This window comes from Microbacterium sp. MRS-1 (genome assembly GCF_000585455.1).
Lineage (GTDB): Bacteria > Actinomycetota > Actinomycetes > Actinomycetales > Microbacteriaceae > Microbacterium > Microbacterium laevaniformans.
Map to the genome: position 1 here is coordinate 63,117 of NZ_JAUF01000014.1, position 26,569 is coordinate 89,685.

Below are 26,569 nucleotides of genomic sequence, written 5' to 3' on the forward strand. Positions count from 1 at the left end.
TCGTGCCGCGGATGCATCGGCATCCTTCGGGAGGATGATCCTCCCAGGCCTCTCACACCGGGGCGATAGGTTGCCTCTGACACGATCTGTCGGTGTCTCGAACGTCTCGTCCCGTCTCACGCCGCGTGCAGATCCGGCGCCGCCGGGTGACCGTGGGAGTTCTCGCCGTGCTCGCCGCCGCCGTCATCGCGGTGGTGGCCGTCGTGGCTTCCGACCTCAACGGCATCCACCGCTCCGACATCGCGATGCCGTCGGCCAGCCCCGGGGTCGCGCAGAACACGGGAGAGGTCAACATCCTGGTGATGGGACTGGACAGTCGCGTCGATCAGGACGGCAAGCCCTTCCCGCAGGAGATCTACGACGCGATCCACGCGGAGGATGAGAGCGTCGGCGGCTACAACACGAACGTGCTGATGTTCATCCACATCCCGGCCAACGGCGGCAAGGCGGTCGGGATCTCGATCCCGAGGGACGACTACGTCGACTACGCGAACGCGCCCGACGGGGTCACGAAGGGCAAGATCAAAGAAGACTACGGCCGCACGTTCCAGGCCACGTACGACGAGCTGACCGGCAACGGCACCGACGATGCGACGGCGTATCAGCGAGCCCGCGACGCCGCGCGGCAGGCGCAGATCCAGACCGTCTCGTCGTTTCTCGGCGGCGTGCGCATCGACCACTTCGTCGAAGTGACGATGGCAGCGTTCTATCGCGTCGCACAGGCGGTGCAGCCGATCACGGTGTGCCTCAACCAGGCGACGGCCGACACGTTCTCGGGCGCGAACTTCGCCGCGGGGATGCAGCAGATCGATGCCGCGCAGGCGATGGCGTTCGTGCGGCAGCGTCGCGACACGCAGTACGAGAACGTCGATCTCACCGACCTCGACCGCACGCGCCGGCAGCAGGCGTTCATGATCTCGCTCGCGGTCAAGCTCAAGAGTGCGCAGACGTTCACGGACTTCGGGGCGATGCGCTCGCTCATCGACACGGCGAAGCAGTACGTCGCGATCGATCAGGGCTTCGACCTGCTGAGCCTCGCGAGCACCGCGCAGCGCCTCGCGGGCGGTGACATCACCTTCCAGACGTTGCCGGTCGAGCGGTTCGGCACGATCGACGGCGAGAGCGTCAACATCGTCGACCAGGACAAGATCGCGGGCATCGTGCGCGACCTGCTCAACTCGCCGTCGCCGACCGCCGCGCCGACCGACGCCGCGAGCGACGCGCCGAGCTCTCCCTCAGGCGAGACCGACGGGTCCTCACCGTCGCCGTCGGTGTCCCCGACCCCGCAGAGCTACACCAACTCGCAACAGCCGATGGTCTCGGGTGCGGTGCCCTGCGTGAACTGACCCTCGACGGGTCCCTGGCTGCGCGCCCTGTCGATGGCGTCGGGTGTCGCGTACCCGTGGGGGCCGCCGAGTAGCTCACGTCGGCGATGGTGGCGCACAGTGTGAGCGCGTGTGCCGTTGCCTCGTGAAGACGACGATGATGCGCGTGCGCGCGGTCACCATGGGCGAGATCGTACGACAGCCGACCTCGGATACGTGGAGTGCCCCCGACAGGAATCGAACCTGCGACCTTTGGTACCGGAAACCAACGCTCTATCCCCTGAGCTACGGAGGCGTACCGATCGAGAGTATCACCGACGACGGCTCCGCCACGCCGCCGGTGGCCCGGATCTGCGGCGATCGACGGTCGGCGGGGGTGCGTTGCGGCATCCCTCTGGAGGGTCGAAACGTCGGTGTACGCGGAGGCCATCGCGGCGTGCAAGGATACTGCGGTGCAACGCCTCGTGACCGCCGAACTGGACCTCGATCTCGGGGCTTCCGTCGACCTCATCTTCCAGATCGCCGCGGCCCAACCGGCGCCCGTTCTGCGGGAGGAACTGACGTTCACGCAAGGCGATCGCGTCTACACGCCCACCGAGATCATCGACCAGTCCGGCAGCCGCCTGCACCGACTGCTCGGCGAGGCCGGCCGCCTCGAGGTGCGCTACGAAGCCCTCATCGACGGGCAGGTCACACAGCGCGCCACAAGCGACCTCGAAGCCATCACCTACCTGCGTCCGAGCCGCTACTGCCAGTCTGACGAGGTGTTCTCGCAGGCGCGCCGCCAGTTCCGCGGCCTGCAGGGGCTCGAGCTGATAACTACGGTCAGCGAGTTCGTCGCCTCCAGCACGACGTACACGCCGGGACTGAGCCAGGGCACCGACTCGGCCGTCACCACACTCATGACCGGCCAGGGCGTCTGCCGTGACTACGCCCACGTCGTCATCGCGCTGCTGCGCGCCATGGACATGCCCGCCCGCTACGCCGCGTGCTTTGCTCCCGGCCTTCGCCCGATGGACTTCCACGCCGTCGCCGAGGCCTACCTCGACGGCAGCTGGTACGTCATCGACGCCACCCGGCTCGCCAACCGCCGCTCGCTCGTGCGCATTGCGACCGGTCGCGACGCCGCCGACTGTGCCTTCCTCAGCTACCACGGCGGCTATGTGGGCCTGCAGCGCATGCGCGTCGACGCGTGCGTCCTTCCCGACGATGCGGCCGACGTGGGGGCGCAGGATGCCGCCGCGGCGGCATCCGACCCCGCTCTGGACGACTTCGCCGAACTCATCCAGCTCGCCTGACCGCGACCGGTGGCTGCTCGGCGGCGCGCACCCCAGCGTGGATGCCGAGGTGCGCACGCAGGTGGGGGAGAGTGGGCGCCCGTAGACTTGACGGGCTATGAATCCCGATGCCCTCGCCGCCGCCCTCCTCGCCGCCATCGCCCCGCTCGCCGAGGCGCGACGTCCCGGCTCGAGCGCCGGTCTGACCGCGGCCGATTTCCCCCTGGAGCGCCCGCGCAACCGTGACCACGGCGACTGGGCGTCCAACGCCGCCCTGAAGCTCGGCAAGGTCGTCGGGGTGAACCCGCGCGAGTTCGCGCAGGAGATCGCCGACGCGCTCGCCGCGACCGACGGCGTCGCCAGCGTCGAGGTCGCCGGGCCGGGGTTCATCAACATCCGCCTCGAGGCGGGCGCGGCCGGCGCCCTCGCCAAGACCATCGTCGAGGCAGGCGCGGCCTACGGCACCAACGACACCCAGCGCGGACAGAGCATCAACCTCGAGTTCGTCAGCGCCAACCCCACCGGGCCCATGCACATCGGGCACACCCGGTGGGCAGCGCTCGGCGACGCGATCGCCCGCGTGCTGCTGGCCAGCGGCGCGACGCTCGTGCGCGAGTTCTACATCAACGACGCAGGCGCGCAGATGGACCGCTTCGGACGTTCCGTCCTCGCCGCGATCAAGGGCGAGCCGACGCCCGAGGACGGCTACCCGGGCTCCTACATCGGCGATCTCGCCAGCCGCGTGCTCGCCGAGCTGCCCGGCATCCTCGATCTCTCCGACGATGAGCAGCTGGTGCAGGCACGTGACCGCGCCTACGCCCTACAGCTCGCCGATCTGCAGGCGTCGCTGGAGAAGTTCAACGTGCACTTCGACGTCTTCTTCAGCGAGCGCACGCTCCACGCGCACGGCCCGAACGGCGAGCCCAGCCTCGTCGACGAGGCCGTCGACCGTCTGCGCGCGCAGGGCCACGTGTTCGAGCAGGACGACGCCATCTGGGTGCGCACGACCGACTTCGGCGACGACAAGGATCGTGTCATCCGCCGCTCCAACGGCGAGTACACCTACTTCGCCGCCGACGCCGCGTACTACCTCAACAAGAGCGACCGCGGCTTCGCGCACAAGATCTATCTGCTCGGCGCCGACCACCACGGCTACGTCCACCGTCTCAAGGCGCTCGCCGGTGCTGCCGGCGACGACCCCGAGAAGGACATCGAGGTGCTCATCGGTCAGCTCGTGTCGGTCAACGGTGCCCGCCTGTCCAAGCGCGCCGGCAACATCATCGAGCTGGATGACCTGCGCGACTGGCTCGGCACCGACGCGCTGCGGTACTCGCTGGCGCGCTACCCCGCCGACTCGCCGCTGACGCTCGATCCCGAGATCCTCACGAAGCGCACGAACGACAACCCCGTGTTCTACGTGCAGTACGCACACGCCCGGACGCACAACGTCGCCCGCAACGCCGCCGACTCCGGTGTCGATCGCAGCGTCTTCGCCCCCGAGCTGCTCGAGCACGAGACCGAGTCGGCGCTGCTCGGGGCACTGCAGGAGTTCCCGCGCATCGTGGCCTACGCCGCCGAGGTGCGCGAGCCGCACCGCGTCGCGCGCTACCTCGAAGAGCTCGCGAGCCTGTACCACCGGTGGTACGACAACTGCCGCGTGACCCCGCTCGGCGACGAGCCCGTCACCGACCTGCACCGCACGCGCCTCTGGCTCAACGACGCCACCGGCCAGGTGCTCCGCAACGGCTTGGACCTGCTCGGAGTGAGCGCCCCGGAACGGATGTGACGTGAACGACCAGCACCCCACGCAGCCGCTTGCCGACCCCTCTGCGCGGTGGGTGCTGTCGACGGATGCCGCGGCATCCGCCCCACGGCGGCGCAGCCGCCGCTGGCCGTGGCTGATCGCGGTGCTCGCGGTCGTGCTGCTGGCGGTCGGCGCCTGGTTCGCCGGAGAGTACATCGCCCGCGGCATCGTGGAGCGGACGATTCGCGACCAGGTCGCCTCCCGCCTGGACATCCCCGCCGACCGGCACGTCGACGTCGATGTGCGCGGCGCGGTGATCCCGCAGCTGATCGGCGGTCGTCTCGACGACGTCACGGTCTCGGCCGCCGACGTGAGTCTGGGCGCGCTGACCGGCGATGTCGAAGTGCATGCGGCGGGTGTGCCCATCCGCGGTGACGCCCCGCTGCAGAGCGCGAGCGCGACGGTGCGGCTCGACCAGGATCAGGTGCGGGCGCTGCTGGGTACCGTCGACGGATTTCCCGCGGATGCCGTCACCGTCGAGGCTCCCGACATCGTGATGTCGACGGAGCTGAAGGCGTTCTCCCTCTCGGTGCCCGTCGGCGTGAGCCTCACGCCGTCGGCATCCGGCGGCGATCTCGTTCTCACCCCTCGCACCCTCCGTGTCTCGGGAGCCGAGGTGTCCGCCGATGTGCTGATCGACCAGTTCGGAGCGCTGGCGCGCACCGTGGTGCGCGACTGGAACGTGTGCGTGAGGCAATACCTGCCGGCCGGGCTCACGCTCACCGCCGTGCGCGTGGACGGCGCGCAGGTGGTCGCCGACATCGCCATCGATCCGCGGATCACCGTCGATGCGGCGCTGCAGCAGAAGGGCACCTGCAGCTGAGGGAGCCTCTCCCACCGACGCGTCACATGCGCGGGCCGGTATGCGCAGGTGCCCTAGACTTCTAGGACTGCCGGGCGTGACGTCACCGACGGCAGCCCGACCCCACACGATTGGTTCCGCACGTGTCCGCCGCCTCCGACCGCCCGCTCGTGCCCGCGTGGCTTGCCGAACCGGCCGACGCGAACGCGCTCGCCCCGCTGGTGTGGCCGGCCTCGACCGCGCGTGATGCCGACGGCCAGCTCGAGATCGCGGGCGTCGGCGTTCGGGACCTGCGCGCACGATTCGGCACTCCTTTGTACGTCCTCGACGAGGACGGTGTCCGCACGCGCGCACGAGAGGTGCGCGAAGCGTTCACCGTGGCGGCCGCGCGCCGCGGCGTGCAGGCACGCATCTATTACGCCGGCAAGGCGTTCCTCTCGACCGAGGTCGTGCGCTGGGTGACCGAGGAAGGCCTCGCCGTCGACGTCGCCACCGGCGGCGAGCTCGCTGTCGCCCTCGCCGCCGGCGCCGACCCGTCCCGCCTCGGCCTGCACGGCAACAACAAGTCGGTCGCCGAGCTCGAGCGCGCCGTCGAGATCGGCATCGGCTCGATCGTGATCGACTCACGTATCGAGCTCGAGCGTCTCGCCGCGATCGTCGAGCGGCGCCGCGCGGACGATGCGGCCCCGCAGGCGGTGCTCGTCCGCGTCAACAGTGGCGTGCACGCCGAGACACACGATTTCCTGGCGACCGCCCATGAAGACCAGAAGTTCGGCTTCGCCCTGTCCGACGCCCCCGCGGTCGTCGCCCGCATCCGCGAGCTTCCGGGCCTGCGGTTCGTCGGGCTGCACTGCCATATCGGCTCGCAGATCTTCGGTACCCGCGGATTCGAAGAGTCCGCGGCGCGCGTGGTCGACCTCCACGCCGAGCTGCTCGCGGGCGGCGACATCCCGCTCCTCAACCTCGGTGGCGGCTTCGGCATCGCCTACACATCGGTCGACGAGCCCACGCCGATCGCCGATCTCGCCGAGGGCATCGTCGAGGCCGTCGCGCGGGAGTGCGACGTGCGCGGCATCCCCCTGCCGAATCTCGCGTTCGAGCCGGGCCGCACGATCGTCGGACGCGCCGGCGTCACGCTCTACGAAGTCGGCACGGTCAAGCCCGTCCACGCCAGCGACGACCTCACCCGCCTCTACGTGAGTGTCGACGGCGGCATGAGCGACAACGCCCGGCCCGCGCTGTACGGCGCACAGTACTCGGCGCGCCTCGCCTCACGCGCCTCGGATGCCGCGCCCGCCCTCTCCCGTGTGGTGGGCCGTCACTGCGAGTCCGGGGACATCGTCGTCGACGCCGAGTACCTGCCCGGCGACATCACTCCCGGCGATCTCCTCGCCGTGCCCGCGACCGGCGCCTACTGCTTCTCGCTGTCGAGCAACTACAACTACGTGCCCCGTCCGCCGGTCGTCGCCGTGCGGGGCGGCACCGCCCGCGTGATCGTCCGCGGCGAGAGCATCGATGACCTGCTGGCGCACGATCTGGGGGTCGCGACCCCCGCATCCGCCGAGACGTCCCCGGCCGAGGAGAAGGAATGACCGACTACCGTCGACTGCGCGTGGCCCTGCTCGGAGCCGGAGCCGTCGGATCCCAGGTGGCGGACCTCCTGCGCACGCACGCCGACGAGCTCTCCGACCGTGCCGGCGCGGCTCTCGAGCTCGTGGGGATCGCCGTACGCAACCCGGACGCTCCGCGCGACGCCGATCTGCCGCGCGAGCTGTTCACCACCGATTCGGAACAGCTGATCGTCGGCGCCGACATCGTCATCGAGCTCATGGGCGGCATCGAGCCCGCGCGCACCGACATTCTGCTCGCGCTGTCGTCGGGCGCCGATGTCGTCACCGCGAACAAGGCGCTGCTGGCCACACACGGCCCCGAGATCTTCGACGCTGCCGACCAGGTGGGCGCCTCCGTCTATTACGAGGCCGCCGCCGCCGGCGCCATCCCGATCATCCGCCCGCTGCGCGATTCGCTGGCCGGCGACCGCGTGCAGCGCATCATGGGCATCGTCAACGGCACGACGAACTACATCCTCGACCGCATGGACACCGAGGGCAGCGAGTTCGCAGACGTCCTCGCCGACGCGCAGCGGCTGGGCTACGCCGAAGCCGATCCCACGGCCGATGTCGAAGGCTTCGACGCGGCTCAGAAGGCCGCCATCCTCGCGTCGCTCGCGTTCCACACGGCCGTTCCCTTGGAAGCGGTGCACCGCGAGGGCATCACCGCCATCGACCGTCAGACGATGGAAGCGGCCCGCCACGCCGGGTACGTCATCAAGCTGCTCGCGGTGTGCGAGCGGATCACGGATGCCGAGGCGAACTCGCCCACCGGCGAAGCCATCTCGGTGCGGGTGTACCCTGCGCTGATTCCGCGCGAGCATCCGTTGGCGAGCGTCCACGGCGCCAACAATGCGGTGTTCGTGCAGGCCGAGGCCGCCGGAAACCTCATGTTCTACGGCGCGGGTGCCGGCGGCGTGCAGACCGCGTCGGCGGTGCTCGGCGATGTCGTCTCGGCCGCCCGCCGCCACATCGCCGGCGGTGTGGGCGTCGGTGAGTCCACGCGTGCGAACCTTCCGGTCGTGCCGATCGGCCGCGTGACGACGCGCTACCAGATCACCCTCGAGGTCTCCGACGAGCCGGGCGTCCTCGCCACCGTCGCCGGCATCCTCAGTGAGGGTCGGGTCTCGATCGCGACGATCGAGCAGACCATCGAACCGGCTGCGGAGGAGAAGAGCCTGCTCCCCGCCGCACAGGGCGTCGCGGGCATCGCGCGCCTCGTCATCGGCACCCACACGGCCCGCGAGCAGGATCTCAGCGACACCGTCGACCGTCTCGCCGCCAGCGGCGTGGTCGACCGGGTCGTGTCGGTCCTGCGCGTCGAAGGAAACTGAACTCGCGGTCGCGGCACCGCAAGAAGGAGATGGAGATGGCACACGTCTGGCAGGGAGTCCTGCGCGAGTACGCCGATCGGCTCGGTGTCACCGAGGCGTCCACGGTCGTGACGCTCGGCGAGGGAGGCACGCCGCTGATTCCGGCCGCCGCGCTGTCGCAGCAGACCGGCGCGAACGTCTTCATCAAGTTCGAGGGCATGAACCCGACGGGCTCGTTCAAGGACCGCGGCATGACCGTCGCGCTCTCGCGCGCCGTCGAGCACGGTGCGAAGGCCGTCATCTGTGCCTCGACCGGCAACACCTCGGCATCCGCTGCCGCCTACGCGGCCCACGCGGGCATCACTGCGGCTGTGCTGGTGCCGGAGGGCAAGATCGCGATGGGCAAGCTCAGTCAGGCGGTCGTGCACGGCGGTCGGCTGATCCAGGTGCGCGGCAACTTCGACGACTGCCTCGAGATCGCTCGCGAGCTCGCCGACAACTACCCCGTCCACCTCGTCAACTCGGTCAATCCCGACCGCATCGAGGGGCAGAAGACGGCCGCCTACGAGGTCGTCTCGCAGCTCGGCGACGCGCCCGACTTCCACCTGATCCCGGTCGGAAATGCCGGCAACTACACGGCGTACTCGCGCGGGTACCGCGAAGAGGCGGCGCGTGGCGTGGCGACCAAGGTGCCGCGGATGTTCGGCTTCCAGGCCGAAGGCTCGGCGCCTCTCGTGCGCGGCGAGGTCGTCCGCAACCCCGAGACGATCGCCTCGGCCATCCGCATCGGCAACCCCGCGTCGTGGGAGCTCGCCCTCGAAGCCCGCGATGCGACGCAGGGCTGGTTCGGCGCGATCGACGATGCGCGCATCCTCGCGGCGCAGAAGCTGCTGGCCAGCACGGCCGGCGTCTTCGTGGAACCGGCGTCGGCCATCGGCGTCGCGGGTCTGCTCGACCGTGCCGAGGCGGGCGTCATCCCCGCGGGCGCCACGATCGTCATCACAGTCACCGGACACGGTCTGAAGGACCCCCAGTGGGCCCTGCGCAACGCCGATGGCACCGAGGTCGAGCCCACGGTGGTCGATGCGACCACCAGTGAGGTCGCGTCCGTCCTCGACCTGGCATGACCACCCTCGCTTCCGTGGAACGCTCCGTCGCGGTCCGTGTACCCGCCACGAGTGCCAACCTCGGTCCCGGGTTCGACACTCTGGGCCTCGCTCTGAGCTCGTATGACGAACTCACCGTCACCGCTCTGCCGGAGCGTGGACTGGAGATTCTTGTGTCGGGCGAGGGGGCGGCCGATGTCCCGACCGATGCTTCGCACCTCGTCGTGCGCTCGATGGCCTACGCCTTCGAGGCCGTCGGGCGCGAGATGCCCGGCATCCGTCTGGAGGCGCACAACACGATTCCGCACGGGCGGGGCATGGGATCGTCGGGTGCCGCCGTCGTCGCGGGTCTGCTCGCGGCGAAGGGCCTGCTCGCCGGCGAGGTCGAGATCGGCCCCGATGCGCTGCTGCGCCTCGCGACCGAGCTCGAAGGACATCCCGACAACGTCGCTCCCGCGCTGTTCGGCGGACTGACGATCGCGTGGATGGACGAGAACGGTCCGCAACACAAGAAGCTCCTCGTGCACCGCGGCGTCTCGCCGCTGGTGTTCGTTCCCGACTTCACGATGTCGACGGCCGTCGCCCGGGGGCTCGCACCTCTTCAGGTGCCTCGTGAGGATGCCGTGTTCAACGTCTCGCGCTCTGCGCTGCTGATCGCGGCGCTCACGCAGAGCCCGGAGCTGCTGATGGCCGCCACCGAGGACAAGCTCCACCAGTCGTACCGCGCGCAGGCGATGCCGGCGACCGATCAGCTCGTCCGCGCGCTGCGGGCACGCGGCTTCGCCGCCGTCGTCTCCGGCGCAGGGCCCAGCGTGCTCGTGCTCGCGGACGGCCCGGGTCAGCGTCTGGAGGCGGCGGAGGTCGCGGCATCCGTGACGGACACCCCGTGGGAGCCGCGCTTGCTCGCCGTCGACGTCAAGGGTGGTACAGTGAGGAACCATACGGAGGGTGCCACGGCGTGACCGTGAATCTGGCCTCCGTCGCAATTCTGCGAACCACCGCATAACCCTCACGTTGCACCATCGCGCGTCTGAGCTAGACGTGCATGCGCGCACGAGAGCGGTAGCGCCTGTCGTGGACGGCGCGATGCGGACGGTATCCGTCCACATGCCTACGAAGGAGAACTCGTGGAGTCCCTCTCCGAGATCCAGACCGAGAACACCGAGAACGTCGAGAGCGCGCAGTCCGCCGGCGCCGAGGAGAACACCGCCGAGGCGACCCCGGTCGCCGAGAGCACCGAGACCGCTGAGGTCGAGGCTCCCGCCGAGGAGTCCGCCGCCGCTATCGCCGAGGCCGTTCAGACCGAGGCCCCCGACGTGGAGGTGGCCTCGGATGTCGAGGCTCCCGCCGCCGCCGAGGTCGAGCCCGCCCCCGTGGAGGCCGAACCCGCTGCGGCGGAGGCCGAACCCGCTGCGGCGGAGGCCGAGCCCGCTGCGGCGGAGGAGGCGCCCGTCGTCGCGGAGGAGAAGCCCGCGAAGGCTCCCCGCAAGCGTGCGCCGCGCCGCGCGAAGAGCGCCGACGTCGCGCCCGCTGAGGATGCCGCCACGGACGCGGTGACCGAGACCGCTGCCGCCGCGCAGGACCCGGCAGAGTCCGCCGCTTCGACGCCGACGGCGGCCGATGAGACCCCCGCGGCCGAGGCTGCGGCCGAGACTCCTGCCGCCGACGCCGCCGAGACCGCCGCCGCCGGCGACGCGTCGGGTGCCGAGACTACGGACAGCGCCGCGGCAGACGCGGCAGGCGCCGCCGAGGGCGAGACCCCCAGCCGCAGCCGCTCGCGCAGCCGCAGCCGCAGCCGCAACCGCGGTCAGCGCGGCGAGAACGGCCAGAACGCTCAGGGTGCGCAGAACGCCCAGAACAACGCTCCGACCGCTCCGGCCGCCGAAGAGAGCGCAGACGGCGACGACGAGCAGTCCCAGGGCCGCGGTCGCCAGCGCAACAAGCGTCGGGGCCCGGCGCAGAACGGCGACGAGTTCGAGACCGAGATCGGCGAGGACGACGTCCTCATCCCGATCGCCGGCATCCTCGACGTCCTCGACAACTACGCCTTCGTGCGCACCACCGGCTACCTGCCGGGGGCGAGCGACGTCTACGTGTCGCTCGGCCAGGTCAAGAAGTACAACCTGCGCAAGGGCGACGCCGTCGTCGGCGCCATCAAGCAGCCGCGCGAGGGCGAGCAGTCCAGCCGCCAGAAGTACAACGCGCTGGTCAAGGTCGACGCCATCAACGGGCTGTCGGTCGACGACGCCGCCGAGCGTGTCGAGTTCGGTAAGCTCACCCCGCTCTACCCGCAGGAGCGCCTGCGCCTGGAGACGGCGCCGGAGAAGCTCACGCAGCGCATCATCGACCTCGTCGCGCCCATCGGAAAGGGCCAGCGCGGCCTCATCGTCGCGCCCCCCAAGGCCGGCAAGACGATCGTGCTGCAGCAGATCGCCAACGCGATCGCGACGAACAACCCCGAGGTCCACCTCATGGTCGTGCTCGTCGACGAGCGTCCCGAAGAGGTCACCGACATGCAGCGGACCGTCAAGGGTGAGGTCATCGCCTCCACCTTCGACCGTCCCGCCGAAGACCACACCACGGTCGCGGAGCTGGCCATCGAGCGCGCGAAGCGCCTCGTCGAGCTCGGCCGCGATGTCGTCGTGCTCCTCGACTCGATCACGCGCCTGGGCCGCGCGTACAACGTCTCTGCACCCACGAGCGGCCGCGTGCTCAGCGGCGGCGTCGACGCGTCGGCGCTGTACCCGCCCAAGCGCTTCTTCGGGGCAGCCCGCAACATCGAGAACGGCGGCTCGCTGACCATTCTCGCCACGGCGCTCGTGGAGACCGGCTCGAAGATGGACGAGGTCATCTTCGAGGAGTTCAAGGGCACCGGCAACAGCGAGCTGCGCCTGTCGCGCCAGCTGGCCGACAAGCGGATCTTCCCGGCCGTCGACGTCAACGCGTCCTCGACCCGCCGCGAGGAGATGCTGCTGAACCCCGATGAGGTGAAGATCACCTGGAAGCTGCGTCGCGCCCTCGCCGGCCTCGACCCGCAGCAAGCCCTCGAGGTGGTGCTCGGCAAGCTCAAGGAGACGAGCTCCAACGTCGAGTTCCTCTACCAGATGCAGAACGTGCAGATGAAGTCGGTGTCCACGGCCGGCGGCGGCCACAGCCACGGGCACGAGAACAGCATCCGCTGAGCGGGCTCTTCGTGTTCGAGTCCGTCCAGGCGCTGATCGACGAGCACCGCGCGGTCCAGGAGGAACTCTCCGACCCCGCGGTGCACGCCGATGCCGCGCGCGCCAAGCGCGTCAACCGGCGCTACGCCGAGCTGTCCAGGATCGTCGCGGCCCACGACGCATGGCGGGCGGCGGACGACGACCTCGCGGCGGCGCGTGAACTCGCCCGCGAGGACGACGCTTTCGCCGAGGAGGTCCCGGCGCTCGAAGAACGGGTCGCGGCGACGCAGGAGAAGCTGCGGCGCCTGCTCATCCCACGCGACCCCGACGATGCGCGCGACGTGATCCTCGAGGTCAAAGCGGGTGAGGGCGGTGCCGAGTCGGCGCTGTTCGCGGCCGATCTGCTGCGGATGTATCTGCAGTACGCGGCATCCATGGGCTGGAAGACCGAGCTGCTGGAGCGCAACGAGTCCGACCTCGGCGGCTACAAGGACGTCCAGGTCGCCATCAAGGGAAGCTCGACCGATCCGGCGCAGGGCGTGTGGGCCCACCTCAAGTACGAGGGCGGCGTGCACCGCGTGCAGCGGGTTCCCGCGACCGAGTCGCAGGGGCGCATCCACACCTCGACGACCGGGGTGCTGGTCTTCCCGGAGGTCGACGAGCCCGAAGAGGTGCAGATCGACGCCAACGACCTGAAGATCGACGTGTTCCGCTCCTCGGGACCGGGGGGACAGTCGGTCAACACGACCGACTCCGCCGTGCGCATCACGCACCTTCCGAGCGGCATCGTCGTCTCGATGCAGAACGAGAAGAGCCAGCTGCAGAACCGCGAGGCGGGCATGCGCGTACTGCGTGCGCGACTGCTCGCGAAGCAGCAGGAGGAGCGGGATGCCGCGGCATCCGACGCCCGTCGTTCGCAGATCCGGGGGATGGACCGTTCGGAGCGCATCCGCACGTACAACTTCCCCGAGAACCGCATCGCGGACCACCGCACGGGCTACAAGGCCTACAACCTCGATCAGGTGATGGACGGGGCGCTCGGCCCGCTCATCGAGTCGGCGATCGCCGCCGACGAAGAGGCGCGACTCGCGGCGCTGGGCGCCGACTGACCCCCGCGGACGGATCGAGGCTCGCAGGGGCGCTACGCTCGCGTCATGATCACGTTCCTGCTGCGAGCCGCCGTCTTTCTCGCCTCCGCTGCGGTCGGCCTCATCGTCGCCGACATCGTGCTGCCGGGCTTCAGCAGCGATTGGCGCAGCCCGGTGGGGTTCATTCTCGTGATCGTCATCTTCGCCGTGCTGCAGAGCGTCCTCGCGCCGTGGTTGGCCCGGGTGGCGCAGAGAAACGCTCCCGCCTTCCTCGGAGGCATCGGGATCGTCGCGCCGATGATCGTCTGGGTCGTCACCGCGATCGCGGCGTTCCTGTTGCCGGCTGTGCTGCTGAAGAAGAAGGTCCAGGACCGGCGCGAGAGCTGAGGCGCCGGGGCCGGCGGTGGTGGCGGCGCGGTGGTCCTCGTCCCACTTTCGGTGACCGTTGTCCCCTTTGCTGCGGCGAGTGTCCCGGAAGGTGCTGTTGTGGCGGCGTGTCGCCAGCGTTTTGTGGGACATGGACGGCGGGCCGGCGTTCGCCACCACCGGCATCCGCACCGTCATCGCTACTCGGCACCCCACGCCGCCACCCGTAGCAGCGGCCATCACCCGCATCGCCACCCGGCGCGCGTCTCAGATGAAGTACTCGGGCGTCGTCAGCAGCGCGCGCGTCTCTTCCCCCGCGCGGCGGGAGCGAGCCGTGGCGGGGACGCCGACCAGCACGGAATCCGCGGGAGCGTCGCGAGTGACGACGGCATTGGCGCCGACGACCGAACCGGCGCCGATCGTGATCGGGCCGAGGATCTTCGCTCCCGCGCCGACCGCGACGCCGTCACCGAGGGTGGGGTGCCGCTTACCGGCGTCGCGTGTACGTCCGCCCAGCGTCACGCCGTGGTAGAGCATCACGTCGTCGCCGATCTCGGCGGTCTCACCGATCACCACGCCCATGCCGTGATCGATGAAGAAGCGGCGGCCGATCGTCGCGCCGGGGTGGATCTCCACTCCCGTCACCCACCGCGCCGCCTGGGAGAGAGCCCGCGCGGCGAAGCGCCACCCGCGACGCCACAGCGCGTGCGCGACGCGGTAGATCCAGATGGCGTGCAGACCGGAGTACAGAACCGCGATCTCCGCTGCGCCGCGGGCTGCGGGGTCTCTCAGCTTCGCGGCCGCGATGTCTTCACGGACGCGTGCGAAGGCCCCGAGCCGCGGCGCAGCGGTATCGGTAGAGGTGCCACTCACGCGGGGGATCAGTCCTCGCGCAGGTGCTCGTAGAGCGCGGTGGAGAGGTAGCGCTCGCCGAAGGAGGGGATGATCACGACGATGTTCTTGCCCTCGGCCTCCGGACGCGCGGCGATCTGCAGGGCTGCCCAGATGGCGGCGCCCGACGAGATGCCGACCAGGATCCCCTCGGTGGTCGCCACCTCTCGTGCCACGCGGATGGCGTCGTCGAACTCGACATCCACGACCTCGTCGATCACGCCCTGGTCGAGGATCTCCGGAATGAAGTTGGGACCGATGCCCTGGATCTTGTGGGGTCCGGGGGTTCCCTTGGTCAACAGCGGGGAGTCGGCGGGCTCGACGGCGATGACCTTCGCCTCGGGCACGCGCTCCTTGAGGACCTGGCCGACACCCGTGATGGTTCCGCCGGTGCCGATGCCGGCGACGAAGTAGCTGATCTCCCCGTCGGTGTCGCGGAGGATCTCCTCCGCCGTCGTCTTGCGGTGGATGGCGGGGTTCGCCTCGTTCGCGAACTGCTTGGCCAGGACCGCGCCCGGCGTGGCGGCGGCGATCTCCTCGGCCTTCGCGACCGCGCCCTTCATCCCGAGTGCGGGCTCGGTGAGCACGAGCTCCGCTCCGTATGCCTTCAGGAGCATGCGGCGCTCGACCGACATCGATGCCGGCATCGTGAGGATGACCTTGTAGCCGCGTGCGGCGCCGACCATCGCCAGTGCGATGCCGGTGTTGCCGCTCGTGCCCTCGACGATCGTGCCGCCGGGCTGCAGTGCACCGGAGGCTTCGGCCGCATCGACGATGGCGATGCCCAGACGGTCCTTCACGGAGGACGCGGGGTTGTAGAACTCGAGCTTGGCGAGCACCGTGCCGGGCAGGCCCTCGCTGATGCGGTTCAGGCGCACCAGTGGGGTGTTGCCGAATGCGCTCGTGATGTCGGAGTGGATGCCGGACATGGCTTGCCTTTCGTGCGGGGCGGGTGTCGCCGGGTCGCGCGTTCGTGCGCTCCCTCGTCAGCGTGTCGAACCAGCCTAAGCGTCGCCTGTATTCCCGAGTCGAATGTGACGAATCTTCACGGTGGGTGCGGGGCTCCCGCGGCGGGTCCGAGCGCTCGCGGCTAGGGTGGAGAAGCTGATGACCTCTCCGCCTGTCTCCGGCCCGCCTGCCGACCTGTCCGCGCTGCTGCGCGCCGCGTCGGCGACCCTCGCCGCCGCGGGCGTCCCCACGCCCGACGTCGATGCCGAGTTGCTCGCCGCCCATGTGCTCTCCCTTCCGCGGGGTGAACTGCTCGCCGCTGCTCTGCGCGGCGATCGGGCTCCGGACGATACCGCGGCGTTCGACGAGCTCATCCGCCGCCGTGCGACGAGGGAGCCTCTCCAGCACCTCATCGGCGTCGCACCGTTCCGCCATCTGGAACTGCGCGTCGGGCCCGGGGTGTTCGTCCCGCGTCCCGAGACGGAGATGGTCGCCCAACTCGCGATCGACGCGTTGCGTGCCGTGCCGGATGCCGCGCCCATCGCCGTTGACCTCGGGACGGGATCCGGGGCGATCGCCCTGGCAATGGCGACCGAGGTTCCGCACGCGCGCGTGCACGCCGCCGAGAACGCCGTCGACGCGTATGTCTGGGCGAAGGAGAACTTCGCGGCCCACGCCCCCCAGGCGCGACTCGCGTTCATCGACCTCGCCGATGCCTTCCGCGAACTCGACGGCACGGTCGCGGTGCTGGTGTCCAATCCGCCCTACGTTCCCGATGCCGCCATCCCGCGTGACCCGGAGGTACGACACTGGGACCCTCCGAGCGCCCTCTATGGCGGAGCGGATGGCCTGGACGTCGTCCGAGTGCTCTCCGAGGTCGGGCTGCGCCTGCTGCGTTCGGGCGGAACACTCGTGATCGAGCACGGAGAGTGGCAGGGGGCGCCGATCCGTGCGCTCCTGGACGCGGCCGGGTGGCGCGCGTGCGCCACGCATCCGGACCTCACCCTGCGCGACCGGGCGACGACGGCCGTACGTCCCTGACCGCTGCGGTCGTTGAGCGATCCGAGCCGCTCGAAACGTAGACTGGTGGGGATATGTCTGAGTTCTTCGACGCACGCGACGCCGAGCAGCTGCTTCCCGGGCTGCGCAAGGCGCGCCAGGCCATCGGTCGCGGCGAGCTCATCGTGATGCCGACGGACACGGTCTACGGCATCGCCGCCGATGCCTTCAGCGCCAGCGCCGTCGCGGCTCTCCTCGCCGCCAAGGGTCGCGGGAGGCAGTCGCCGCCCCCCGTGCTCGTTGCCGGTCTGTCGACCATGCGCGCGCTCGTGGCCGAGGTGCCAGCCCCCGTGGAACGGCTCGTCGAGGAGTTCTGGCCCGGGGGACTGACGATCGTCCTACCGTCGCAGCCCTCGCTGTCATGGGATCTGGGTGACACCCACGGTACCGTCGCGGTGCGCATGCCTGCCGATCGCATCGCGCTCGAGCTGTTGGAGGACTGCGGGCCGCTCGCGGTCTCCAGCGCCAACCTCACGGGCAAGGCCGCGGCCGTCGACGCGCACAACGCCTACAACATGCTGCGTGACAGTGTCGCGGTGTATCTGGACGGCGGCCCCTCCACGCACGGCGTCGCTTCGACGATCGTGGACGCGACCGGACTGGTCGGCGCCGGCGATCGTCCCGTCCGGGTCCTGCGTGAGGGCGCCGTGTCGCGCGCGCGCCTGCGCGAGGTGCTCGGTGACCTGCTCGAACCCGATCCCGAACCGCTCCACGACGCCTCCGCGTCATGAGGTTCTATCTGCTCACCGTCCTGCTGACGGGCGCGGCGACGCTCGCCTTCACGTGGGCGGTGTGGCGGATCGGCATGCGCTTCAAGCTCTATCCCGAGATCCGCGAGCGCGACGTGCACACCACACCCAAGCCGCGCGTCGGCGGCGTCGCGATGTTCCTCGGCGTGCTCGTCGCCTTCGCGCTGTCGTCGCAGATCCCGTACTTCTCCATCTTCTGGGCCGATCCCGCCGTGATCTGGTCGCTGCTGGGCGCCTCCGCACTGATCGTCGTCGTGGGCGTCGCCGACGACCTCTTCGACCTGGACTGGATGATCAAGCTCGGGGCGCAGTTCCTCGCCGCCGGCATCGTCGTCGGCTTCGGCGGCATCCAGATCTTCTTCATCCCCTTCGGACAGCAGTTCGTCGTGTCGAGCTTCGCCAGCTTCGCGATGTCGGTCGTCGCCATCGTCATCGTGATGAACGCGGTCAACTTCATCGACGGCCTCGACGGCCTCGTCGCCGGTGTCGCTCTCATCTCCAACGCCGTCTTCTTCGTCTACTCGTATCTCGTCGCCCGCGATACCGGCGCGTCGAGTTACTCGAGCCTGGCATCGTTCATCGCCGTGGCCCTCATCGGAGTGTGCATCGGGTTCCTTCCCCTCAACTGGAATCCGTCGAAGCTGTTCATGGGCGACTCCGGAGCGCTGCTGCTCGGCCTTCTCATGGCGTCGTCGGCGATCGTGTTCACGGGCAACCTGCCGCCGGCGCTGCTGGGCGACAACGACGTGTTCGGGCGTTCGCAGCTGCTCGGCGCGTTCATCCCGATCCTGCTGCCCGTGGTCGTCGTGCTGCTGCCGCTGCTCGATTTCGGCATGGCGATCGTCCGCCGGATGGCGCGCGGCAAGTCCCCCTTCTCACCCGATCGCAAGCACCTGCATCACCGCATGCTCGATATGGGACACAGCGACCGTGATGCCGTGCTCATCTTCTACGCGTGGACCGCCGTCGTCTCGGTGGGCGTGCTGCTCATGTACATCGGCACGACCCAGGCGTGGCCGGGTGACTACTGGATCGGCGTCGTGTTCGTGCTCATCGGCGTCGCGGCCTGCCTCGTCGTCACCCTGCAGCCGTCCGTGCGTCCGCCCGCGTCACCGACCGGTGCCGCCACGTTGTCCGATCCGACCCCGAGGAATCCATGACCTCCCTCTCCAGCACCCCCGTCCTGCGCACCACACTGCTGTGGTCGGCCGCGGCCACCGCCGCGCTCGCGGTGGCCGGCGCGATCATCGGATTCGCCGTCGCCGGCGCGTCCGGGCTGTGGAGCGCGATCATCGCCATCGTCCTCGCCGCCGTGTTCCTCGGCTTCACCGCGGGGACGATACTGATCGCGAACCGGTGGTACGGCGACGCGCTCTACGTGCCGATCTTCTTCGGCGCCGTCATGGGCGGCTGGCTCGTGAAGTTCGTCGTCTTCCTGGTCGTGCTGTTCCTGCTGAGGGGACAGTCGTGGCTCAACCCCGGAGTCTTCTTCGTGGCGCTGGTGGTCAGTGTGGTCGCTTCCCTCGTCATCGACGCGGTCGTCATGACCCGGATGCGCATCCCCGCCGTCAGCGACGTGACGCTGCCCACCCTTGCGGATATCGCCGACGAGGCGCGTCAGCCGGCACCGCCGGAGGAGGGGGATGCCGCGAGCGGTACGTCGCACGCGGACGATAACGCCCCGCGGGGCTGATAGGCTGTCTCTGCGCCCGTTCGCGCTCCGCGAAACGCGTGCGCAGTGACGCTCACACCGACCATCGTCGCCCCGGATCACTCCGGTGCCCCGAAGCTGGAGCCAGCGCTGTTTACCCAAGCTGCGACACTGATCGCCAAGACCGCCGAAGACGGCGGCTTCCACGGCCCGTCCATCGATGATTTCTTCCCGGACGTCCTTTTCAGCGTCCTGGGTGTCCCGGTCACGCGGATCCACCTCATCCAGTTCATCGCGACGATCGGTCTCGTGCTCTTCCTGTGGCTCGGCACTCGCCGTATGCGGGTGGTTCCGGGTCGGTTCCAGAGCATCGCGGAGATGGGCCTCGACTTCGTGCGGGTCAACATCGCCGAAGACCTGCTGGGCAAGAAGGACGGCCAGCGGTTCCTGCCGATCCTGACGACCATGTTCTTCATGATCCTGTTCTTCAACATCACAGGCATCATCCCGTTCATGAACCTGGCGGGAACGAGCATCATCGCCGTCCCGCTCATGCTCGCGGTCATCAGCTATGTCACGTTCATCTACGCCGGTATCAAGAAGAGTCCCAAGAACTTCTTCAAGAACGCCCTGTTCCCCTCGGGCGTGCCGCCGTTCCTCTACATCATCGTCACGCCGCTCGAGTTCCTCTCGACGTTCATCATCCGACCCGTCACCCTGACGCTGCGACTGCTGATGAACATGATCGTCGGCCACCTGATGCTCGTCCTGTTCTTCTCAGCGACGCAGTTCTTCCTCATCACCCTCGGCGGCTGGTGGTCGGCTCTGGCGGCGGGTTCGCTCGCCTTCGGCCTCGCCTTCACGCTGTTCGAGATCCTGGTGGCCTTCCTCCAGGCCTACGTCTTCACCATCCTCACCGCGGTCTACATCCAGCTCGCGGTCGCAGAAGAGCACTGAGCGGGAGCGGCTTCCGCCTCTCCCACCCAACCCCGAAAGGAAACACCCCGTGGACGCAATTACGGTTCTCGCCGAGCTCAAGGGCAACGTCGCGACGATGGGCTACGGCCTCGCCGCCATCGGCCCCGCCATCGGCGTGGGTATCGTCGTCGGCAAGACGATCGAGGGCGTCGCCCGTCAGCCCGAGCTGGCCGGTCGCCTGCAGGTCCTCATGTGGATCGGTATCGCCTTCACCGAGGCGCTCGCCTTCATCGGCATCGCCGCCGGCTTCATCTTCGTCTGATCGCCCGCACCAGTTCTTTTAAGGAGACAGGATGCACAATCTTGTCGCGTACGCCGCGGAGGAGACGGGCCACAACCCGCTCATCCCGGCCTGGTACGACATCATCTGGTCGGGTGTCTGCTTCATCGTCATCCTCATCGTCGTGTGGAAGGTCGCCCTCCCCAAGATGAAGGTGCTGCTGGACCAGCGCGCCGCCGCCATCGAAGGCAACATCGCCAAGGCCGACGAGGCCCAGCGAAAGGCCGAGGCCGCCCTCGAGGAGTACACGGCGCAGCTCGCCGAGGCTCGCAAGGAGGCCGGAGAGATCCGCGATGCCGCCCGTGAGGACGGCAAGAAGATCGTCGCCGAGGCCAAGGACACGGCATCCGCCGAGGCTGCCCGCCTCACCGCCACCGCGCACACGCAGATCGAGGCGGAGCGTCAGTCGGCACTCGTCTCGCTGCGCAGCGAGGTCGGCACGCTGGCGCTCGACCTGGCCGGCGGCGTCATCGGCGAGTCGCTCACCGACGACGCCAAGGCGAAGGGCGTCGTGGACCGCTTCCTCGCCGACCTCGAGAAGGCGAAGTAATGGGTAGCGCGACCACTCAGGCACTGGCGACGACCACGGCGGAGCTGACGACGGCGAACGTGGGTGACCTCACGGTCGCTCGCGAGCTGTTCGCAGCCGCGCGCGAGATCGCCGACTCGGCGCAGCTGAGCGGCGCGCTCTCCGCATGGGGCGCGCCCGCAGAGGCGCGCGCTCAGGTCGCCACCGTCGTCTTCGCCGCGTACAGTCCGGTCTCGGTCCGGCTGCTGAGCTCCGCGGTCTCGCAGCGCTGGTCCTCCACGGAGGATCTCGTCTCGGGCATCGAGGAACTCGCGATCCGCGCGGCCGCGATCGGTGCCCCGTCGACCGATGTCGAGGGCGAGCTGTTCCAGCTCGTCGGCGTCGTCGCCGCGAACCCGGAACTCGAGCTCGCGCTGGGCAGTCGGCTCGGCGACGCTGCGGCCAAGGGCGCTCTCATCGAGAAGCTGCTGGGCGGCCGGGCGGGAGAGGCGACGGTACTCGTCGCGTCGCAGCTCGTGCAGCAGCCCCGTGAGCGTCGGGTGCGCTTCCTCCTGAACCGCGCGCTGCATCTGGTCGCAGACCAACGTGGCAAGAAGGTCGCCACGGTCCGCGTGGCAAACGCCCTGGATGCCGCGCAGCAGGCGCGCCTCGCGAGCGCGCTCAGCACCCGCTACGGCGTCGAGGTGACCGTCAATGTCATCGTCGACCCGCAGGTGCTCGGCGGCATGCGCGTGGAGATCGGTGACGACGTCATCGACGGCACCGTCTCCTCTCGAATCAACGACTTGCGCCAGCGCCTCGCTGGCTAGAACAGAAGGAACACCATGGCAGATCTGACCATCAGCCCCGACGTCATCCGCGACGCGCTGAAAGACTTCGTCGCCGCCTACGAGCCCACCGGTGCCGCCGCCACCGAGGTGGGCACGGTCGTGGACGCCGCCGACGGCATCGCGCACGTCGAGGGTCTTCCCGGCGTCATGGCGAACGAGCTCGTCCGGTTCGACAACGGCGTCGAGGGCCTGGCGCTGAACCTCGACGAGAACGAGATCGGTGTCGTCGTGCTCGGAGAGTTCTCCGGTATCGAGGCGGGCCAGAAGGTCACCCGCAACGGCGAGGTGCTCTCGGTCGCCGTCGGCGACGGATTCCTCGGTCGTGTGGTCGACCCGCTCGGCAACCCGATCGACGGCCTCGGCGAGATCGCGACCGAGGGACGTCGTGCCCTCGAGCTGCAGGCCCCCGGTGTCATGCAGCGCAAGAGCGTTCACGAGCCCATGCAGACCGGCATCAAGGCGATCGACGCCATGATCCCCGTCGGTCGCGGCCAGCGCCAGCTCATCATCGGCGACCGCCAGACCGGCAAGACCGCGATCGCGATCGACACCATCATCAACCAGAAGGCCAACTGGGAGTCCGGCGACGTCAACAAGCAGGTGCGCTGCATCTACGTCGCGATCGGTCAGAAGGGCTCCACGATCGCGTCCGTGAAGGGTGCGCTCGAGGATGCCGGTGCGATGGAGTACACGACGATCGTCGCGGCCCCGGCATCCGACCCGGCCGGCTTCAAGTACCTCGCCCCGTACACCGGCTCGGCCATCGGCCAGCACTGGATGTACGGCGGCAAGCACGTCCTGATCATCTTCGACGACCTGTCGAAGCAGGCCGAGGCCTACCGCGCCGTGTCGCTGCTGCTGCGCCGTCCGCCGGGCCGTGAGGCCTACCCCGGCGACGTCTTCTACCTGCACTCGCGTCTGCTGGAGCGTTGCGCCAAGCTGAGCGACGAGCTCGGCGCCGGGTCGATGACGGGTCTGCCGATCATCGAGACGAAGGCCAACGACGTGTCGGCCTACATCCCGACCAACGTGATCTCCATCACCGACGGCCAGATCTTCCTGCAGTCCGACCTGTTCAACGCCAACCAGCGTCCCGCGGTCGACGTGGGCATCTCGGTCTCGCGCGTCGGCGGTGACGCTCAGGTCAAGTCGATCAAGAAGGTGTCGGGAACGCTCAAGCTCGAGCTGGCTCAGTACCGCTCGCTCGAGGCGTTCGCGATGTTCGCCTCCGACCTCGACGCCGCCTCGCGCCGTCAGCTCGAGCGCGGTGCGCGTCTGACCGAGCTGCTCAAGCAGCCGCAGTACGACCCGTACCCCGTCGAAGAGCAGGTCGTGTCGATCTGGGCCGGCACCAACGGCAAGCTCGACTCGATCGCCGTCGAGGACGTGCTCCGTTTCGAGCGGGACCTGCTGGACTACCTCAAGCGCAACACGACGATCCTGGACACGCTGCGCGACACGAACGTGCTGGACGACGCGACGGCCGCCGAGCTCGAGAAGGTGACCGACGAGTTCATCCTCGAGTTCCAGGGCGGCAGGGGCCAGGCGATCAACAAGCCGGGCCACGAAGAGGTCGCCGCCGCGCACGAGGAGGACGTGAACCAGGAGCAGATCGTCAAGGGTCGCCGCGGCTGACGCCGGGCGCAATCTGAGACAGAGAATCCATGGGAGCACAACTCAGGGTCTACAAGCAGAAGATCTCTTCTGCTCAGACGACCAAGAAGATCACGAAGGCGATGGAACTCATCGCGGCTTCGCGTATCCAGAAGGCGATGGCGCGCGTGCGCGCGTCCTCGCCCTTCGCGCGGGCCGTGACGCGGGCTGTCTCCGCCGTGGCGACGCACTCGAACGTTCAGCACCCGCTGACGACCGAGCGTGAGACGATCCGCCGATCCGCGGTCGTCATCTTCGCCTCGGACCGGGGACTGGCCGGCGCGTTCAACTCGCAGATCCTGCGAGAGGGCCTGCAGCTCGGCGAGCTGCTGCGTTCGCAGGGCAAGGAGGTCGCGTACTTCCTCGTCGGACGAAAGGCGGTGGGCTACTTCCAGTTCCGCCGCATGGCGTCGGCGGGGGAGTGGGTCGGCGACACCGACACTCCGCACTTCAACACGGCGGAGCAGATCGCGGGCGCACTTCTGGACGCGTACGACCGCGGCGGCGAGGAACAGGGCGGCGTCGATGAGATCCACCTCGTCTTCAACCGCTTCGTCAGCATGATGACCCAGGAGCCGCAGACCGTGCGTCTGCTGCCGCTGGAGGTCGTCGAGGCGGACGAGGTCGTCGAGTCGGCCGGCGCGAGCAGCCAGGTCTACCCGCTGTACGAGTTCGAGCCCAGCCCCGAGGTCGTCCTCGACGCGCTGCTTCCGGTGTACGTGCAGAGCCGCGTGTTCAACGCGCTCCTGCAGTCCTCCGCCGCCAAGCATGCTGCGACCCAGAAGGCGATGAAGAGCGCGAGCGACAACGCCGACAAGCTCATCACCGACTACACCCGCCTGCGCAACAACGCGCGCCAGGCGGAGATCACTCAGCAGATCGCCGAGATCGTCGGCGGCGCCGACGCCCTGGCGTCCGGCAAGTAACGACCACACCGAAAGAGACAGACAATGACTGCCACCGCCACCGCCGAAAAGGCCGAGACGACGGTCGTCGGGCGCGTTGCACGCGTCACCGGCCCGGTCGTCGACATCGAGTTCCCGCACGATGCGATCCCCGACATCTACAACGCGCTGAAGACGACGATCACGATCGGCGAGGACTCGACGGAGATCACGCTCGAGGTCGCGCAGCACCTCGGCGACGACCTCGTGCGCGCCATTTCGCTGAAGCCGACCGACGGCATGGTCCGCGGTCAGGAGGTGCGCGACACCGGCGGCCCCATCACCGTGCCCGTGGGCGATGTCACCAAGGGCAAGGTGTTCAATGTCACCGGCGACGTGCTGAACGCCGCTCCCGGCGAGACCATCGAGATCACCGAGCGCTGGGGCATCCACCGCCAGGCGCCGAACTTCGACCAGCTCGAGTCCAAGACCGAGATGTTCGAGACCGGCATCAAGTCCATCGACCTGCTCACCCCGTATGTGCAGGGTGGAAAGATCGGCCTGTTCGGCGGCGCCGGTGTCGGCAAGACCGTCCTGATCCAGGAGATGATCCAGCGCGTCGCGCAGGACCACGGCGGCGTGTCGGTGTTCGCCGGTGTCGGCGAGCGCACCCGTGAAGGCAACGACCTCATCGGTGAGATGGAAGAGGCGGGCGTCTTCGACAAGACCGCGCTCGTCTTCGGCCAGATGGACGAGCCGCCGGGGACGCGTCTGCGCGTCGCCCTGTCGGCCCTCACGATGGCGGAGTACTTCCGCGATGTGCAGAAGCAGGACGTGCTGCTGTTCATCGACAACATCTTCCGCTTCACGCAGGCCGGTTCCGAGGTGTCGACGCTTCTCGGACGCATGCCGTCGGCGGTGGGTTACCAGCCCAACCTCGCCGATGAGATGGGTGTGCTCCAGGAGCGCATCACCTCGACGCGCGGCCACTCGATCACCTCGCTGCAGGCGATCTACGTCCCGGCCGACGACTACACCGACCCGGCGCCGGCGACGACCTTCGCGCACCTCGACGCGACGACCGAACTGTCTCGCGAGATCGCGTCGAAGGGTCTGTACCCGGCCATCGACCCGCTGAGCTCGACCAGCCGCATCCTCGACCCGCGTTACATCGGTGAGGATCACTACCGCGTCGCCACGGCCGTGAAGCAGATCCTCCAGAAGAACAAGGAACTGCAGGAGATCATCGCCATCCTCGGTGTCGACGAGCTCTCCGAAGAGGACAAGATCGTCGTGTCGCGTGCGCGCCGCATCCAGCAGTTCCTCTCGCAGAACACCTACATGGCGAAGAAGTTCACGGGTGTCGAGGGCTCCACGGTCCCGATCAAGGAGACCATCGAGTCGTTCGACGCCATCGTCAAGGGTGACTTCGACCACGTCGCCGAGCAGGCCTTCTTCAACGTCGGTGGCATCTCCGACGTCGAGGAGAAGTGGGCGAAGATCCAGAAGGAGAACAGCTGACATGGCGCTGACCGTCACCCTCGTCTCCGCGGAGGAGGAGGTCTGGCACGGTGAGGCGAACCTCGTCGTCGCCAAGACCGTCGAGGGCGAGATCGGCTTCATGACCGGCCACGAGCCCGTTCTCGCGATCCTCGCCGAAGGGCAGGTGCGCATCACGCAGTCCGACGGCACGAAGGTCGTCGCACGTGCGCAGGACGGCTTCCTCTCGATGGAAGGCAATGAGCTGACCATCGTGGCCGGTCTCGCCGCTCTCGAGTCCTGATCGCCCGCTGAGTACCGCCAGCATCCACTCCCCGCTCGAGGACGCATTGTTTCTCGGGCGGGGAGTGGTTTTCGTTGTGCGCGAGGAGACCACCCATGCTGATCCTGTTGCCGCCGTCGGAGACCAAGCGTCCCGGCGGGCGGGAGCGAGCTCTCGACATCGGCGCGCTCGCGCTCCCCGAGCTGCGCGCGGCGCGCGACGCGGCGGTGGACGCGCTCGTCGCATTGAGTGGCGACGAAGAGCACGCTGCGCGCGTGCTGAAGATGTCTCCGCGCCAGCGCGAGGACATCGCCCACAATGCGACGCTGCGCAGCGCACCGACGTTGCCGGCGGTCGACCGCTACACGGGGGTGCTCTTCGATGCGCTGGATGCTGCCACCCTGACCGCGGCGTCGCGGCGCTGGCTGGGCGCTCACGTGCTCATCCACTCCGCGCCCTTCGGGCCGGTCGGCGCTCTCGACGCCATCCCGACCTATCGGCTC

26 protein-coding genes and 1 tRNA gene are annotated in these 26,569 nt (G+C 69.0%); 24 read left to right on the plus strand and 3 right to left on the minus strand.

Going from position 1 to position 26,569, the window contains the following annotated elements; translation table 11 throughout:
* Positions 1-92: 92 nt before the first annotated feature.
* Positions 93-1,346 carry an LCP family protein gene (locus AS96_RS03880; protein ID WP_036285860.1) on the plus strand — a complete coding sequence of 418 codons (1,254 nt, stop codon included), beginning with the start codon at positions 93-95 and terminating at the stop codon, positions 1,344-1,346.
* 201 nt (positions 1,347-1,547) lie between these two features.
* Here AS96_RS03880 and AS96_RS03885 read toward each other — a convergent pair.
* Positions 1,548-1,620: transfer RNA gene (locus AS96_RS03885), tRNA-Arg, on the minus strand.
* Positions 1,621-1,777: 157 nt separating this feature from the next.
* Here AS96_RS03885 and AS96_RS03890 point away from each other — a divergent pair.
* The 10 genes from AS96_RS03890 to AS96_RS03935 all read left to right on the plus strand — a co-directional run bounded on the left by AS96_RS03890 (position 1,778) and on the right by AS96_RS03935 (position 13,873).
* The gene (locus AS96_RS03890; protein WP_036285862.1) at positions 1,778-2,623 is read left to right on the plus strand and encodes a transglutaminase-like domain-containing protein; all 846 of its coding nucleotides are present in this window, start codon (positions 1,778-1,780) and stop codon (positions 2,621-2,623) included.
* A 97-nt stretch (positions 2,624-2,720) separates the two neighbouring features.
* A complete protein-coding gene (locus tag AS96_RS03895) occupies positions 2,721-4,388 on the plus strand; it encodes an arginine--tRNA ligase (RefSeq protein WP_036285864.1) in 1,668 nt (555 codons plus the stop codon).
* Position 4,389: 1 nt separating this feature from the next.
* Positions 4,390-5,229 (plus strand): LmeA family phospholipid-binding protein, encoded by an 840-nt coding sequence (locus AS96_RS03900; RefSeq protein WP_036285866.1) that lies wholly within the window; start codon positions 4,390-4,392, stop codon positions 5,227-5,229.
* Positions 5,230-5,351: 122 nt separating this feature from the next.
* Positions 5,352-6,800, plus strand: a complete 1,449-nt coding sequence (gene lysA, locus AS96_RS03905; RefSeq protein WP_036285868.1) for a diaminopimelate decarboxylase — start codon at positions 5,352-5,354, stop codon at positions 6,798-6,800.
* Positions 6,797-8,152 carry a homoserine dehydrogenase gene (locus AS96_RS03910; protein ID WP_036285870.1) on the plus strand — a complete coding sequence of 452 codons (1,356 nt, stop codon included), beginning with the start codon at positions 6,797-6,799 and terminating at the stop codon, positions 8,150-8,152. Before lysA ends, AS96_RS03910 begins: the two co-directional genes overlap by 4 nt.
* A 35-nt stretch (positions 8,153-8,187) precedes the next feature.
* Complete coding sequence (gene thrC / locus AS96_RS03915) at positions 8,188-9,258, plus strand: threonine synthase (protein WP_036285922.1); 1,071 nt, start codon at positions 8,188-8,190, stop codon at positions 9,256-9,258.
* Positions 9,255-10,199, plus strand: a complete 945-nt coding sequence (gene thrB, locus AS96_RS03920; protein ID WP_036285872.1) for a homoserine kinase — start codon at positions 9,255-9,257, stop codon at positions 10,197-10,199. Before thrC ends, thrB begins: the two co-directional genes overlap by 4 nt.
* A 165-nt stretch (positions 10,200-10,364) precedes the next feature.
* The gene (gene rho, locus AS96_RS03925) at positions 10,365-12,419 is read left to right on the plus strand and encodes a transcription termination factor Rho (protein ID WP_036285874.1); all 2,055 of its coding nucleotides are present in this window, start codon (positions 10,365-10,367) and stop codon (positions 12,417-12,419) included.
* A gap of 11 nt (positions 12,420-12,430) precedes the next feature.
* Entirely contained in the window at positions 12,431-13,507 is a 1,077-nt protein-coding gene (gene prfA, locus AS96_RS03930; protein WP_036285876.1) for a peptide chain release factor 1, read from the plus strand.
* Between the two features lie 45 nt (positions 13,508-13,552).
* Entirely contained in the window at positions 13,553-13,873 is a 321-nt protein-coding gene (locus tag AS96_RS03935; protein ID WP_036285878.1) for a hypothetical protein, read from the plus strand.
* A gap of 246 nt (positions 13,874-14,119) precedes the next feature.
* On the opposite strand, the gene epsC is transcribed toward AS96_RS03935, so the two are convergent.
* Together epsC and cysK are read right to left on the minus strand one after the other, a co-directional pair.
* Positions 14,120-14,725 (minus strand): serine O-acetyltransferase EpsC, encoded by a 606-nt coding sequence (epsC, locus tag AS96_RS03940; protein ID WP_036285880.1) that lies wholly within the window; start codon positions 14,723-14,725, stop codon positions 14,120-14,122.
* 8 nt (positions 14,726-14,733) lie between these two features.
* The gene (cysK, locus tag AS96_RS03945) at positions 14,734-15,672 is read right to left on the minus strand and encodes a cysteine synthase A (RefSeq protein WP_036285882.1); all 939 of its coding nucleotides are present in this window, start codon (positions 15,670-15,672) and stop codon (positions 14,734-14,736) included.
* A 178-nt stretch (positions 15,673-15,850) separates the two neighbouring features.
* Between cysK and prmC the strand changes: the two genes are divergently transcribed.
* The 13 genes from prmC to yaaA all read left to right on the plus strand — a co-directional run.
* The gene (gene prmC / locus AS96_RS03950) at positions 15,851-16,732 is read left to right on the plus strand and encodes a peptide chain release factor N(5)-glutamine methyltransferase (RefSeq protein WP_036285884.1); all 882 of its coding nucleotides are present in this window, start codon (positions 15,851-15,853) and stop codon (positions 16,730-16,732) included.
* A gap of 53 nt (positions 16,733-16,785) precedes the next feature.
* Positions 16,786-17,481 carry an L-threonylcarbamoyladenylate synthase gene (locus AS96_RS03955; RefSeq protein ID WP_036285886.1) on the plus strand — a complete coding sequence of 232 codons (696 nt, stop codon included), beginning with the start codon at positions 16,786-16,788 and terminating at the stop codon, positions 17,479-17,481.
* On the plus strand, positions 17,478-18,659 hold the full coding sequence (locus AS96_RS03960) for an MraY family glycosyltransferase (RefSeq protein WP_036285888.1): 1,182 nt from the start codon (positions 17,478-17,480) through the stop codon (positions 18,657-18,659). The genes AS96_RS03955 and AS96_RS03960 overlap by 4 nt, the downstream gene beginning before the upstream one ends.
* Positions 18,656-19,192, plus strand: coding sequence for a membrane protein (locus tag AS96_RS03965; protein WP_036285890.1), 537 nt, complete (start codon positions 18,656-18,658; stop codon positions 19,190-19,192). The genes AS96_RS03960 and AS96_RS03965 overlap by 4 nt, the downstream gene beginning before the upstream one ends.
* A gap of 45 nt (positions 19,193-19,237) precedes the next feature.
* On the plus strand, positions 19,238-20,107 hold the full coding sequence (gene atpB, locus AS96_RS03970; RefSeq protein WP_081767965.1) for a F0F1 ATP synthase subunit A: 870 nt from the start codon (positions 19,238-19,240) through the stop codon (positions 20,105-20,107).
* A 49-nt stretch (positions 20,108-20,156) separates the two neighbouring features.
* Positions 20,157-20,390 (plus strand): ATP synthase F0 subunit C, encoded by a 234-nt coding sequence (gene atpE / locus AS96_RS03975; RefSeq protein ID WP_005048632.1) that lies wholly within the window; start codon positions 20,157-20,159, stop codon positions 20,388-20,390.
* 31 nt (positions 20,391-20,421) lie between these two features.
* The gene (locus AS96_RS03980; RefSeq protein ID WP_005048635.1) at positions 20,422-20,958 is read left to right on the plus strand and encodes a F0F1 ATP synthase subunit B; all 537 of its coding nucleotides are present in this window, start codon (positions 20,422-20,424) and stop codon (positions 20,956-20,958) included.
* Positions 20,958-21,746: a F0F1 ATP synthase subunit delta gene (locus AS96_RS03985; protein ID WP_036285892.1), complete on the plus strand. Its 789-nt coding sequence runs from the start codon at positions 20,958-20,960 to the stop codon at positions 21,744-21,746. The genes AS96_RS03980 and AS96_RS03985 overlap by 1 nt, the downstream gene beginning before the upstream one ends.
* Before the next feature lie 15 nt (positions 21,747-21,761).
* Entirely contained in the window at positions 21,762-23,402 is a 1,641-nt protein-coding gene (atpA, locus tag AS96_RS03990) for a F0F1 ATP synthase subunit alpha (protein WP_036285894.1), read from the plus strand.
* Between the two features lie 29 nt (positions 23,403-23,431).
* Entirely contained in the window at positions 23,432-24,346 is a 915-nt protein-coding gene (locus tag AS96_RS03995; RefSeq protein WP_036285896.1) for a F0F1 ATP synthase subunit gamma, read from the plus strand.
* 24 nt (positions 24,347-24,370) lie between these two features.
* Positions 24,371-25,825, plus strand: coding sequence for a F0F1 ATP synthase subunit beta (gene atpD / locus AS96_RS04000; RefSeq protein WP_005048641.1), 1,455 nt, complete (start codon positions 24,371-24,373; stop codon positions 25,823-25,825).
* 1 nt (position 25,826) lies between these two features.
* The gene (locus AS96_RS04005; protein ID WP_036285898.1) at positions 25,827-26,087 is read left to right on the plus strand and encodes a F0F1 ATP synthase subunit epsilon; all 261 of its coding nucleotides are present in this window, start codon (positions 25,827-25,829) and stop codon (positions 26,085-26,087) included.
* A 95-nt stretch (positions 26,088-26,182) separates the two neighbouring features.
* On the plus strand, positions 26,183-26,569 hold a 387-nt coding region (gene yaaA / locus AS96_RS04010; RefSeq protein ID WP_036285900.1), incomplete at its 3' end, for a peroxide stress protein YaaA.